The 12,771-nt window shown below is 39.6% G+C and carries 11 protein-coding genes; 6 read left to right on the top strand and 5 right to left on the bottom strand.

All coding sequences use genetic code 11. The annotated features are described in order from the left end of the window. Positions 1 to 75: 75 nt before the first annotated feature. Together R1T16_RS11725 and R1T16_RS11720 are read right to left on the bottom strand one after the other, a co-directional pair. Positions 76 to 582 (bottom strand): hypothetical protein, encoded by a 507-nt coding sequence (locus tag R1T16_RS11725; RefSeq protein WP_317501296.1) that lies wholly within the window; start codon positions 580 to 582, stop codon positions 76 to 78. Beyond that, positions 567 to 971: a carboxypeptidase-like regulatory domain-containing protein gene (locus tag R1T16_RS11720; RefSeq protein ID WP_317501295.1), complete on the bottom strand. Its 405-nt coding sequence runs from the start codon at positions 969 to 971 to the stop codon at positions 567 to 569. Before R1T16_RS11720 ends, R1T16_RS11725 begins: the two co-directional genes overlap by 16 nt. Before the next feature lie 97 nt (positions 972 to 1,068). Here R1T16_RS11720 and R1T16_RS11715 point away from each other — a divergent pair, with 97 nt between their 5' ends. Continuing rightward, positions 1,069 to 1,506: a GNAT family N-acetyltransferase gene (locus tag R1T16_RS11715; protein ID WP_317501294.1), complete on the top strand. Its 438-nt coding sequence runs from the start codon at positions 1,069 to 1,071 to the stop codon at positions 1,504 to 1,506. 82 nt (positions 1,507 to 1,588) lie between these two features. After that, positions 1,589 to 3,181, top strand: coding sequence for a murein L,D-transpeptidase (locus R1T16_RS11710; RefSeq protein WP_317501293.1), 1,593 nt, complete (start codon positions 1,589 to 1,591; stop codon positions 3,179 to 3,181). Here the strand turns inward: R1T16_RS11710 and R1T16_RS11705 are convergent. Beyond that, a complete protein-coding gene (locus R1T16_RS11705) occupies positions 3,170 to 3,874 on the bottom strand; it encodes a murein L,D-transpeptidase catalytic domain family protein (RefSeq protein WP_317501292.1) in 705 nt (234 codons plus the stop codon). The two genes, R1T16_RS11710 and R1T16_RS11705, sit on opposite strands and share 12 nt — an antisense overlap. Positions 3,875 to 4,213: 339 nt before the next feature. Between R1T16_RS11705 and gpmI the strand changes: the two genes are divergently transcribed. After that, the gene (gene gpmI, locus R1T16_RS11700) at positions 4,214 to 5,734 is read left to right on the top strand and encodes a 2,3-bisphosphoglycerate-independent phosphoglycerate mutase (RefSeq protein WP_317501291.1); all 1,521 of its coding nucleotides are present in this window, start codon (positions 4,214 to 4,216) and stop codon (positions 5,732 to 5,734) included. Positions 5,735 to 5,786: 52 nt separating this feature from the next. Here the strand turns inward: gpmI and R1T16_RS11695 are convergent, their stop codons facing one another. Beyond that, positions 5,787 to 7,061: an acetyl-CoA hydrolase/transferase family protein gene (locus R1T16_RS11695; RefSeq protein ID WP_317501290.1), complete on the bottom strand. Its 1,275-nt coding sequence runs from the start codon at positions 7,059 to 7,061 to the stop codon at positions 5,787 to 5,789. Positions 7,062 to 7,188: 127 nt separating this feature from the next. On the opposite strand from R1T16_RS11695, the gene map reads away from it, so the two are divergent. From map to R1T16_RS11680, 3 genes are all read left to right on the top strand, one after another. Further along, complete coding sequence (gene map, locus R1T16_RS11690) at positions 7,189 to 8,007, top strand: type I methionyl aminopeptidase (RefSeq protein ID WP_317501289.1); 819 nt, start codon at positions 7,189 to 7,191, stop codon at positions 8,005 to 8,007. A 74-nt stretch (positions 8,008 to 8,081) separates the two neighbouring features. Next, positions 8,082 to 8,849 carry a class I SAM-dependent methyltransferase gene (locus R1T16_RS11685; protein WP_317501288.1) on the top strand — a complete coding sequence of 256 codons (768 nt, stop codon included), beginning with the start codon at positions 8,082 to 8,084 and terminating at the stop codon, positions 8,847 to 8,849. A gap of 143 nt (positions 8,850 to 8,992) precedes the next feature. Further along, on the top strand, positions 8,993 to 9,745 hold the full coding sequence (locus R1T16_RS11680) for a hypothetical protein (protein WP_317501287.1): 753 nt from the start codon (positions 8,993 to 8,995) through the stop codon (positions 9,743 to 9,745). Between the two features lie 76 nt (positions 9,746 to 9,821). On the opposite strand, the gene R1T16_RS11675 is transcribed toward R1T16_RS11680, so the two are convergent. After that, positions 9,822 to 12,629, bottom strand: coding sequence for an insulinase family protein (locus R1T16_RS11675; RefSeq protein WP_317501286.1), 2,808 nt, complete (start codon positions 12,627 to 12,629; stop codon positions 9,822 to 9,824). Positions 12,630 to 12,771: the final 142 nt, after the last annotated feature.

Genomic DNA, 12,771 nt, shown 5'->3' with positions numbered 1-12,771 from the left:
CGTATTTAATATATTTATTACTAATTTGTTACGGAAAAACTAAATTTTTACTATTAAAAGGAAATCAGGAATCTGTTACGGTTTATAAACCTTTAATCCAAAAGAAGGAGCCAGAAAAGATTTTTTGCTAAGATTCATATTCATAGCTTTTTCATCTCTTGCCATTCTTTGATTGTTATTAACCCATCCTATTGAGCGCTTAAAAGAGTCATAGTTGTAACAATGAATAGGCTCGTACGTCTGAAACATTTCGGGTATGAATCCGTTATTTTCAGCTTTATCATTTGCATCATAAGAACCCAAACCTTCTAAAGCCACATAAACCCCATCAGCAGGCATTTCTACACTTATTTCGTCTAAACTAATCTCTACCAATCCTTTGGTATCTTCATCTAAATAATAAACCAAATCTTTGGTAAGGATGTCTTCTCCGGGAGTATCTTCTCCAACGCTATTTTTTTGCTGTTGCTTACGGTACAAATGGAGCCTGTATGCAGGATGCCCTGTTATACTTAAAACATTAAAAGAAACCGACTTTATAACTACCGGGGTTTTAAAAGGGTTTACTATAAAAGTTGCCATTTGGATAATTTGCCAATACCCAGCCTTGAATTTATTTTCTTTCGTTTACTTTTACTATAACCTATGTCGAAAGTTGCATTTGAATTAATAACCACTTCATTTAGGTCTATTGGCACTTCCATCAAAAAGACCTGTTTAGCAACATCTGCTTTATTTATTTTTTTGGTTTCATATCCTATACACGAAATCTCAATCATTTCAAAATCCTGCACATTGAGGTTGAATTTACCATTTTTATCGGCATAATCCCCCGCAATAATATTTCCTTTTTTATAGTAAGCTATTGAAGCAAATGAAACAGGTTGTTTAGAAGAAAAACCAATTACCTCAACAGCCTGGCCAATTGCATTTATACTTAGAAAAAAGAATATCAAAAAAATATTTTTCATAAACTCATAAATAAATGTGGCTAAAATATATTTTCTCCAGATATATTTAGATGTAAAACATAAACATTTATTTATTTTTGGCTCTAAACAACTCCTTATGTATTCCATAAAACAAATTCCGTCAAAAGAAACTTTTGCTGTTCGCCTACCTGTTCTACGACCGGGAAAACCTATAGAATCGTGCATTTTTGAGGGCGATGATTTACCATCTACCGTACACTTTGGCATTTTTGAAGGCGAAAAAATTGCCGGCATCGTATCGGTTTTTGAGGCAGCTACTCCCCTTTTACCCCAGCAAAAGCAGTTTCAGCTTAGAGGAATGGCAGTACTGGATTCGTACCAGAAAAAAGGCCTTGGCGAGAAGCTTGTAAAAGCTGCCGAAGAGTATATAAAAACAGCAGGCGGAGAAGCCATTTGGTTCAACGCGCGCGAAATTGCTGTTGGTTTTTATGATAAAATGGGCTACAAAATTATCGGAAATCCTTTTACCTTAGGCGATATAGGCATACACCATGTTATGTACAGAGAGGCTTAACTTTAACCTCTCTTTTACAAATAATTACATTTTTCGCAATCTTTTGTTTTGTAATTTTAGGATAAGCTAAATTCAAACACAAATGAAGAATGCAGCCTTAACCATATTGCTGTTTATTTTTTTACTCCCATCCTGCAAAAACACTATAGGGGGCAGCGATAAATTGCCCCAGCCGGCGGCAGATACCAGGCAACTTAAAAACGCTTCTCACAATATAGATACAGCATTGCTTGACGGCCAACCTGATGCCGTACAGTCCTTTTATAAAGGTAACGGATTAAAAACGGCCTGGGTAAAAGATACTGACAGGAAATCGCTGCTCCTCGCTATACAACAAACACTGGACGACGGTCTAAAGCCTGCTGACTACAACCTTGAAGCATTAATGGCGTTTGAGAATAACACTGTTATTACTAAAGAAGAGTGTGTAACCTACGATATACTACTTACCAAATCATTTAGAAAACTGGCAAGCCACCTTTTTAAAGGAAAGCTTAAACCTTACAATGTGTATTATGACTGGGCACTTCCCGCAAAATCTATAAATGCTAACAAGCTGCTTACCGATGCACTGGCAGATCATTCTGTTACTGAAACCCTAAACAAATGCAGGCCTTCGCATAAAATCTACGCAAGCCTTAGAAAAAGCATGAAATTTCTGAATTCGCTAAATGACGACGCCTCTTTTTCGGTGCTACCTAAAAATTCGGTTATAAAACTGAAAGACTCGGGAGCAGTGGTTTCAGATATTAAAGCGCGTCTCGTATTTTGGAAAGACCTTAGTTCTGAAGATGCTAAAAGCAGTACGTTTGACCGCCCAACACTCCGCGCTGTAAAAAAATTCCAGAAACGACATGGAATTTACCCTAACGGCATTGTTAGCGGCAGCACAGTTGCTGCGTTAAATATCAGCCTGGAAAAAAGAAAGCAACAGATTGTAGCTAATCTTGAGCGCTGGAGATGGTTTGCCAATGATTTTGGGCCAAAAGCACTTGTAATAAACATTCCTGAATTCCAAATGGCTGTACTGGAAAACGGAAGGGATACCGTACAACTGTATAAAGTGGTTGTGGGCAAGCCCGGCAGGAGAAGTCCGGTGCTGCACTCAATACTCAGCAATTTGGTTATTAACCCTACATGGACGGTACCACCTACCATACTTAAAGAAGATCTTACTCCCTCTGCATCTGAAGACAGGAGTTATTTTGCCAATCATAACATGAAAATATACAGGTATAAGGATACTATAGCAACCGACCCTGAAGAATGGGATCCTGAAAAAGCAGACCATTACCGTTATGTACAGGGTCCGGGGGTGAATAACTCACTAGGGTTAGTAAAATTCAATTTCAAGAACAGCTTTAGCGTATACCTCCATGACACTAACCACAGGGAACTTTTCAGTAAAGGGTACAGGGCACTAAGTTCCGGCTGTGTACGTGTGCAGGAACCTTTAAAACTTGCCGGATATATTATAGATAAAGAAGATGCCGGATGGACAAAAGAAAAGCTGGATGAAATGATAGCCGGGGCTGAAACAAAAAACGTGGGCCTCAAAAAAGAAACCCACGTTCATCAGTTATATTGGACCGCCTGGATGGACCGGGACGGTGTTCAGTTTAGAAATGACATCTACAATCTTGACAATATCCTTTATAAAAAATTACGACAGTAATTTAGAAGAAGAAAGGTATGTTTTAGAAGGATGATATATAAAAAGGCATGATTTGTCTTTGATAAGGCTTATCACTTCTTTAGTAAGATTAGCCGGAAGAGCAGGACATCCCTGGCTTCTGCCCAGTCTCTTGTGCATTTTTATGAAAGTCTCGCTTACATAATCTGCTGCGTGCATTACTACAGACCTGTTGCGTGCATTACTGTTTATCCCCTGCTCAAGGCCGTCAAGACGTAAAGAAGCACCATGTTTTCCCTGGTAAATCTCACCCGTGGCATAAAAACCAAGACTGCTTTTGTTTGAGCTTGATGCATTGCTGAAATCAGTGGCATATTCATCACCGCTTTTCATTCCGTGCGCTACAAGAGTATTATACAATACAGTATTTGTAGCCATATCAATTATCCAAAGCCTTTTTGTATTAGAAGACTGGCTGAAATCGATAAGGGTTAAGATATTTTTCTTGATCTTTCCTTCGGCCTTTAGACGTTTATAACCATTAAGGGCTTTAGAAAAGCAGTCCATTTGGGGTACAGACCCTGAATGTGCCTTAATTTCATTGTAAACTGAAACAGTTTCGGATACAGCATTTCCTGCTTTAGTAGTAGAAGCAGTTGTTGCGGCGTGTTTTGGTGTTGTTGCGGTAATAGAAAAGAACAAAAAGAAAACCGACGTAAAAAAGTTGTAAGCCATAAGTAATTCTAGTAGTTGTGTTTTTAATCAGAATGCTAAAATAAGTTAAAGAAATCTAAACAAAAAATAGCAACACTGTTAAAATCAATTATTTAACATTTATCATTTGGCAGGCCTCTTCCCAGGCTGTGCCTCTTTTTCATCTAATAATCAATTAATACAACGGAATCAAAATAAAGTTATTGTGCTCAATATTAAAATAATACTAAATTTTTTATAAAACACAATACAAACCGTCTTCAGAATATGTAAAACCGGCAAAATTATAGTAATTTTAGAGCCTCGATTACGGGTTAATATATTCCCAAAATCGTGCCAAAAATTAATAACATCTTGAAAATGAACAAAAAAGTAATTTTAATGATCCTTGACGGATGGGGTAAATCGCCCGATCCAAAAGTATCAGCCATAGACAATGCAAACGTTCCGTTTATTGACAGCCTGTATAAAAATTACCCTAATGCGTCGCTTCGCACAGACGGCCTAAACGTAGGCTTACCTGAAGGACAGATGGGTAATAGTGAGGTAGGCCACATGAACCTTGGCGCCGGCCGTATTGTTTACCAGGATCTTGTAAAGATTAACCTTGCGGTGCAAAACCACACCCTTGCAACAGAAAAACCACTTGTTGACGCATTTAACTATGCAAAGCAGAATAATAAAAAAGTACACCTTTTAGGACTGGTTTCTAACGGAGGGGTACATTCTCACATAGATCACCTTAAAGGCCTTATAGATGCTGCCGAAGCAGATGGAGTTGACAATGTTTTCATCCATGCATTTACAGACGGGCGTGACGTTGACCCAAAATCAGGAGTAAATTTCATATCTGACCTTGAGCACCACCTGAAAGATAAAAAAGCAAAACTCGCTTCTATCATCGGCCGTTATTATGCCATGGACCGCGACAAGCGCTGGGAAAGAGTAAAACTGGCGTATGATCTTTTGGTTAATGGCGAAGGAGCACATTCTACCAATGCCATTGAAAGCATGCAGGACAATTACAAAGACGGCATTACTGATGAGTTCATTAAGCCTATCCTAATGGTAGATGAGAACGACCAGCCCCGTGCAGTTATCCAGGAAGATGACGTGGTTATTTTCTTTAACTTCCGTACAGACCGTGGAAGGCAGCTTACCGAAGTACTTAGCCAATTTGATGTTCATGAGCAGAACATGCACAAACTAAAACTGTACTTTGTAACCATGACTAACTATGATGATAACTTTAAAGATATCCACGTAGTTTATGACAAAGACAACCTAACCGAAACACTTGGAGAAGTAGTGTCTCGAAACGGTAAAAAACAGATTCGTATCGCCGAAACCGAAAAATATCCTCACGTAACCTTCTTCTTTTCAGGAGGCCGTGAAGAGCCTTTTGAAGGCGAGAAACGTTTACTTTGCCCGTCTCCCAAAGTGGCCACATACGACCTGCAGCCTGAAATGAGCGCTTTTGACCTTAAAGATGCGCTTGTTCCTGAACTTAACAAAGGTGAGGTAGATTTTGTATGCCTTAACTTTGCCAATGGCGACATGGTAGGCCATACAGGTGTTATGGAAGCTGCAATTAAAGCCTGCGAAGCAGTTGATGCCTGCGTAAAAGAAGTTATTGAGACTGCCCTTGAAAATAATTATACTACTATCGTAATTGCCGATCACGGTAACTGCGAAACAATGATAAATCCTGACGGATCGCCTAACACAGCACACACAACAAATCCGGTACCTATAATCTTGGTTGACAAAGAGCTTAAACATGTTAAAGATGGTATTCTGGGAGATCTTGCCCCTACTATCCTTGACCTTATGGGACTTGAGAAGCCAGCTGTTATGACAAGGAATTCGCTGGTGTCGTAATTGTACATCAATGTGAAAAAGGGTCTTACTAAATTAGTAAGACTCTTTTTTATTACACATTCCTGAACGATTCAAAATAGGCGCGGTCTATAGACTCCCTGTGATCAGGATGCGCAATATTTGTCATTGCCACCGCACGCTGTTTAAGGGTTTTACCATAGAGGTCGGCAATTCCATATTCGGTAACCACATACTGAACGTGGGCACGCGTTGTTACCACGCCAGCACCCTGTTTAAGGAACGGCACAATTTTGCTTTCGCCATTTTTAGTAGCCGATGGCAAGGCTATTATTGCTTTACCTCCTTCGCTTAGAGAAGCCCCACGGATAAAATCCATTTGTCCCCCTACCCCCGAATACATTTTAGACCCAATAGAATCGGCTGATACCTGTCCTGTAATATCAACTTCTATAGCCGAATTTATTGCCACCATTTTGGGATTTCGGCGTATAACAGCAGTATCGTTTACAAAAGAAGATTCGCGCATGGAGATAAACGAATTATCGTTAACGAAATTATACAAACGCTGTGACCCTATAAGAAATGTAGCCAGCGCCCTATTCTTGGTCACCCCTTTATATTTACAGTTAATTACTCCACTTTCTATAAGATCTATCACACCATCAGAGAACATCTCTGTATGCAGTCCTAAATTTTTGTGGTTAGTAAGTTTAGCAAGCGCGGCATTGGGTATTGACCCTATTCCCATTTGCAAAGTGCTCTCATCTTCTATAAGTGATGCTACAAAACCTCCTATAAGTTCCTCCTGCGCAGAAATTTCGGCACTCCCATGCCCATAAAGAGGCACATTAACCTCAACCAGATAATCTATTGCAGAAAGGCTGATAACACTGTCGCCAAAAGTTCTCGGCATTTGCGGATTGACCTGCGCTATCACTATTTTGCAATTCTCGATAGCCGCTTTTGTAGCCTCTACCGATACGCCCAGCGAGCAATACCCATGGCTATCAGGCGGCGAGACATGAATAAACACCACATCCAGCGGCACTATATTTTTACGGAATAACCGTGGTATTTCGCTCAAAAAAACCGGCGTGTAAGATCCATTGCCCGCTGCAAGTGTATGTCGTACATTTTTGCCTATGAAAAATGAATTAACGTGAAAACTATCCTTAAGCGCGGGATCTGCATAGGGTGCTTCGCCTTCGGTATGCATATGGCAAACCTCCACATCACGAAGTTCGTGCGCCCTTTCAGCAAGTGCTTTGGTTAAGACTGTTGGTGTTGCTGCAGCTGCCTGTACATATATCCTGTTACCTGATTGTATTACTTTTACGGCTTCTGCCGCGGTTACATATTTACTCATACCAATTACGTTTATAGCAAAATTAATGTCCCCTAAAGATATAAAACATGACATATCTCATGTTATGCAGGCTCTTAAAAATATTCCGGCGGAATGTTGTACTTTTGCCGTGGAAAAAATTTTTTATATGATTATCCCAAAAACGACAGAACAAATTGAGTTGATGCGCCAAAGCGCACTTATCGTTTCTAAAACATTAGGCATGATTGCCTCTGAAATAAAACCGGGTGTAACGACTTTACACCTTGATAAACTGGCGGAAGAGTTCATCCGTGACAATGGTGCTGTTCCGGGTTTCCTTGGCCTATACGGCTGCCCGTCTACGCTTCTTACCAGCGTAAACGAACAAATAGTACACGGACTGCCTACTAGCCGCCCTATTGAAGAAGGCGACGTAGTATCGGTAGACTGTGGCGCCATCATGAACGAATATTACGGTGACCATGCCTATACTTTTGAGATAGGAGAAGTTGCCCCTGAAACCAAAAAACTGCTTCAGGTAACTAAAGAATCGCTGTATGTGGGCATTCGCGAATTTAAAGCAGGCAACCGAGTTGAAGATGTGGGTAATGCCATCCAGAAATATACCGAGGCACATGGTTACGGTGTAGTTCGTGAACTTGTAGGCCACGGACTTGGCAAAAAAATGCACGAGGAGCCAAACATGCCAAACTATGGCAAACGCGGCCGCGGAAAAATGTTTGTAGAAGGAATGGTTGTAGCCATTGAACCTATGATAAACATGGGAACCAAAAACATAAAACAACTTAAAGACGGCTGGACAATTGTAACCCGCGATGGTAAACCGAGTGCACACTTTGAGCACGATGTTGCTCTTGTAAACGGTAAACCGGAGCTGCTTTCTACTTTTGCATACGTTTACAAAGCATTAGGCATTGTAAGCAATGAAGAAGATGAGTTTAGGACGACGCCGTTTGTGGTTTAATTATTTAGCCACGGATTACACTAATCACACAAATTAATTAGTGCAGTTCGTAAAATTTGTGGTAAAGCCATACTATGAAGAAACTATTCAAATTTATACTTAATACTATTCCCCGCCCTTTACTAATAAGGCTTAGCTATGTTGCAAGGCCGGTATTGGCATTTGCCTTAAAGGGAAAAACGTATACCGACCCTATAGACGGGAAAAGTTTTAAAAACTTTTTACCCTACGGTTATGGGCATCAGCGTAATAACGTTTTGGCTCCGGGAACACTTTCTCTGGAAAGGCACCGCCTGTTGTGGCTTTACCTGAACAGGGAAACCGACTTTTTTACATCGCACAAAAAAGTACTGCACTTTGCTCCTGAGCAGGCTTTTTACAAACGCTTCCGTAACCAGAAAAACCTGGATTACACTACAACCGATTTGTATTCGCCTCTAGCCGACGTAAAAGCCGATATATGCAACCTCCCATTTGAGGCTAACGCATACGACCTTATACTTTGCAACCACGTTCTTGAACACATTCCTGATGACACTAAGGCGATGCAGGAGTTATACCGCGTACTTAAACCGGGCGGCATGGGAATATTCCAGATTCCGCAGGATCTTAACAGAGATACAACTTTTGAAGATAACAGTATTACCGACCCAAAAGAACGCGCGCGCATCTTTGGCCAATATGACCATGTAAGGGTTTACGGCCGCGATTATTTTGACAAGCTGAGAAGCATAGGCTTCAGGGTTGTTGAAGAAGACTACACAAAAAAACTTACTCCCGAAGCAGTAGAACGCTTTTGCCTTGCTAAAGGCGAGATAATACCAGTTTGTTATAAAGATTAATTTTATACATATCTATACAAATAAGAAACCCCTGCTAAAATCTAGCAGGGGTTTTCTTTTGAGTAATAATGTAAGATTTAGCTTTATAATAATTTCTTAATCAAAACGTTCTTACTATTCAAAACAATTATACTAAACCTATTATGAAAAACCTGTTTATCACCGCACTAACATTTTTGTTTTTAACCTCGTGTCACAACGATGACGATGCAAAAACTCCTGAACTGCTTCCAAAATCAGGATCTGATACGTTTGAAGATGGCGAGATTGTAAACGCTAATTTTGAATTTGACGGCAAGACTATTAAACGTATCAACTGGGACGACAATTCCTATGAAGACTACACCTATGAGAATGGAAAAATAAAATATATTAATCAATATATTGAAGGTGATCTGGTAATTAAAAAAACTCTTGAATATGAAGCCGATAAACTGGTAACAGTTACTGCAGATGATTTAGATATATTACAACGCAAGGTAGTGAAATACACTTATGATAGCAACAATACGGTTAGCATTAAAGAATATGACCTGGATTTGGAAGAAGAAGATACTACTTTATATCTCAATGCTACTGCCGAACTTACCCTGAGCAATGGTAACATTACTAAACTTGTTCGTAAGTATAGTGAAGGCCCTGTTGAAACACATACTTACACTTTTGACAATAAAAACGGTCCCTATAAAAATGTCTCTGGATTTGAAATTATGAAATTTGCTGAACTTGAAGGTGGAGTAAATAATTACCTTACCCATACATTTGCTGGTGACGAACAAAACTTCACAGCTGTTTACACCAATACATATAATACACAAGGATATCTGATTAAATCCGTCGGATCTACATCGGGCCAAGTCAACACGAGCACATTTAACTATTTTGAATTCGAATAATCATTTACACAAAATCAAGAAACCCCTGCTAAAATCTAGCAGGGGTTTTATTTTTAACCTTATAACAAAGTAATACTTAGCTTTTTTCCGGCATTAGCACTCCAACAATTTTTTCTTTAGTCAGGTATTTTTTGGCTACTGCCTGAATATCTTTTGCGGTCAGCGCATTTACTTTTTCTTCATATACTAATATATCTTCAGGATTTTCACCTTCAGTATAGGAGTTTTTTAAATTGCTCATCCACGTACGGTTTTCCTTAATATTCTTTTTATAGTCTAAAAGTTCACCTTCTTTATATTTAGCAAGGTCTTTAGCTTCAGGGCCGTTATCTACCAGTTTTTTAAGTTCAGCTAATGCGGCCTCTGTAAGCTTGTCTGTGTTTTCAGGGCCGCACGGAAAACTTATGGTGAAACGGTAGGCGCCATGAGGCATTTTACTTAAACCGCCGCTTGCATTCACAGTATATACACCGCTATCTTTTTCCCTTAGCTGCTCAATAAGCTTAATGGTTAATATTTCGCCTAACGCCTGCATAGCAAGATCTTCTTTCGGCGTATAAGTTGTTTCTCCGCGAAAACGTATTAAAACTTTGCTCTTAGGCTCAGAACCTTTGTAAATGATCTTTTTATGTTCTCCTTTTAAAGAACGTATACCCAGATCAACAATCTTCTCCCTTTTATCTGTTGCAGGGAGCGACGCAATATATTTTGCCGAAAAGTCCTCTATAGCCTTATCGTCTATGTTACCCACAAAAAAGAACTGGAAGTCGCCGGCATTGGCAAAACGTTCTTTATATTTATTATAGGCAAGCTGATAATCGGTCCTGGCCCAGTCTTCATCTCCCGGAAACATAGGTGTATACCTTGGGTTATCTTTATTTGTAAATTTTCGAAATTCGCTTGTAAAATAACCCTCAGGGTTAGAGCCCATATTAGCAAACATTGAGATTTGCTTTTTCTTGTAACCTTCGTAAGCTTCCGTATCAAAATTCAGGTCGGTAAAGTAGGCGTGTATCATCTGGAACATATACTCCATGTCTTTTGGAGCTGCATTACCCCTTAACCCTTCGGTGTCTTCGTATATATACGGATTTACCCTCGCTATTTTACCTGTCATAAATTTATTGATATCGTTTAGCTTGAGCCCTGAAAAACCTGCCTGCGAAAGACCAGACTGTGCCCATTCCGTCTTTAAAGATTCCTCATAAGTATATAGGTTTGATCCGCCAAAACTAACCGCTTCAAGCAACACCTCATCATTTTTAAAATCGGTTTTCTTATAGGTTACTTTTGCACCGTTAGAAAGTGTTAATGTTGTTGTACCGAGCCTAGCATTGTTTTCTTTTTTCGTTATGCTTCCCGGCTTAACCTCTTTACGCAATAATCCCACAGCCGTTGTACCTTCGTCGTAAGGCTTAAGGTTATCGCTTGGAGTATTAAGGACAGCAAGCACTTCCTGCTCCGTAGGTTTTTTTATGTTGTCCTTTTCAGGACCGGTTATCACAACAACGCGGTTATCATCTTTTATATAACCATTGACAAGTGAATTGATATCAGTCAGTTTGATATCAGGAAGCATTTTTTTTATGGCATTATATGTCCATTCTATGCCGGGTGCCGGTTCTTTATCAAGAAAGTTTCCCTGATACTGCCCAACAAAAGCAGCAGAATTCATTTTCTCTCTTTCATTATACGCATTTTCCATTCCGGCAAGCACATCAATTTTGGCTCTTTCAAACTCACCCTGCGTAAAACCAAATTTCTTAACACGGTTATTTTCTTCAACCAGTGTTTTAAGAGCATCCAGCTGTTTACCATCCTGCGTCATGGCAAAAGAACTATATGCTTCTTTATCGCGTGCCATGATTCCGCCGTGAGAGCTTCCTCCGAAAGTAAACGGCGGTGTAGGCGAATTTGTAAGCTCGCGGAATCTTTTATTAAGCATTACCGCAAACAAACGTTCTGTCAGCCTTTTTTTGTAATCATCGACAGTAACTATTGGTTTTGCAGTATCATAATCTTTATACACCAGGCGCACCTGGCTTCCATCAGCCTCTTTATCGCTTTCAATAGCTACAAAAGTTTCTTTATGGTTAGGCACTTCATAAAATTTTCTCGGGCGTGCGTTTTTTGGATTTTCATACGATGAGAAATGTGCTATTACCTTTTTTTCCATTTCGGCAACATCAATATCACCTACTACAATGACAGCCATAAGATCTGGTCTGTACCAGTCTCTGTAGAACTTTTTGATCTTGTCGTACGTAAAATTCTCGAGTATTGCTTTCTGCCCTATAGGAAAACGGTCTACATAATGCGACTTATACATCATCTTGGGCATAAACCTTTTCTCCATCCTGTTATCAGCATCAAGACCAAGGCGGTATTCTTCGAGCACTACACCCCTTTCCTTATCTATTTCTTCAGGAGAAAGAATGGTGTTAAACGCCCAGTCTTCGATTATCTCAAAACCTTTTTCAAGTTTTGCCGGGTCGTCGCTTGGTATCGGCAGGAAATAAACAGTTTCATCAAAACTGGTGTAGGCATTTAAGTGCTGCCCAAATTTTACTCCTATGCTTTGCAGGTAGTCTACCAGCTGGTTTTTAGGAAAACGTTTTGTACCGTTAAAACACATGTGTTCCATAAAGTGGGCAAGCCCCTGCTGGTCGTCATCTTCAAGAATAGAACCCGCATTGATAACAAGCCTCAAGTCAACTTTGCTTTCGGGTTTGGCGTTTTTCCTGATGTAGTAAGTCAATCCGTTTTTAAGCTTACCGGTCTTCACGGCAGGGTCTAACGGAATTGGGTCTGAACCCTTCAGTCCCTGTGCAGTGCCCGCCAAAGGCACAGCCATAAGGAACATCCATAATTTGAAATGTTTCATTGTAAATTGGTTTAAGTAGTTGGCATCATAATAACTTTAAAAATAAGAGATTATTATTTTTAACACACAAAAACCTATATGTTTTTTTGGCGTGCTTCTTGATTAGTTAAAATGGCAGATATAATATATATTGCTATATTTA

Origin of the sequence: Flavobacterium sp. DG1-102-2, assembly GCF_033042555.1 — a bacterium.
In the GTDB taxonomy this organism is placed as follows: domain Bacteria; phylum Bacteroidota; class Bacteroidia; order Flavobacteriales; family Flavobacteriaceae; genus Flavobacterium.
The sequence above is the reverse complement of the archived record's forward strand: the minus strand, read 5'-3'. Positions and strand labels throughout refer to the sequence as shown.

Coding starts and splice junctions, on each gene's coding strand:
- gpmI (WP_317501291.1), top strand. CDS start 4,214: ATGAACAAAAAAGTAATTTTAATGATCCTTGACGGATGGGGTAAATCG.
- R1T16_RS11685 (WP_317501288.1), top strand. CDS start 8,082: ATGAAGAAACTATTCAAATTTATACTTAATACTATTCCCCGCCCTTTA.
- R1T16_RS11705 (WP_317501292.1), bottom strand. CDS start 3,874: ATGGCTTACAACTTTTTTACGTCGGTTTTCTTTTTGTTCTTTTCTATT.
- R1T16_RS11675 (WP_317501286.1), bottom strand. CDS start 12,629: ATGAAACATTTCAAATTATGGATGTTCCTTATGGCTGTGCCTTTGGCG.
- R1T16_RS11695 (WP_317501290.1), bottom strand. CDS start 7,061: ATGAGTAAATATGTAACCGCGGCAGAAGCCGTAAAAGTAATACAATCA.
- R1T16_RS11710 (WP_317501293.1), top strand. CDS start 1,589: ATGAAGAATGCAGCCTTAACCATATTGCTGTTTATTTTTTTACTCCCA.
- map (WP_317501289.1), top strand. CDS start 7,189: ATGATTATCCCAAAAACGACAGAACAAATTGAGTTGATGCGCCAAAGC.
- R1T16_RS11715 (WP_317501294.1), top strand. CDS start 1,069: ATGTATTCCATAAAACAAATTCCGTCAAAAGAAACTTTTGCTGTTCGC.
- R1T16_RS11720 (WP_317501295.1), bottom strand. CDS start 971: ATGAAAAATATTTTTTTGATATTCTTTTTTCTAAGTATAAATGCAATT.
- R1T16_RS11680 (WP_317501287.1), top strand. CDS start 8,993: ATGAAAAACCTGTTTATCACCGCACTAACATTTTTGTTTTTAACCTCG.
- R1T16_RS11725 (WP_317501296.1), bottom strand. CDS start 582: ATGGCAACTTTTATAGTAAACCCTTTTAAAACCCCGGTAGTTATAAAG.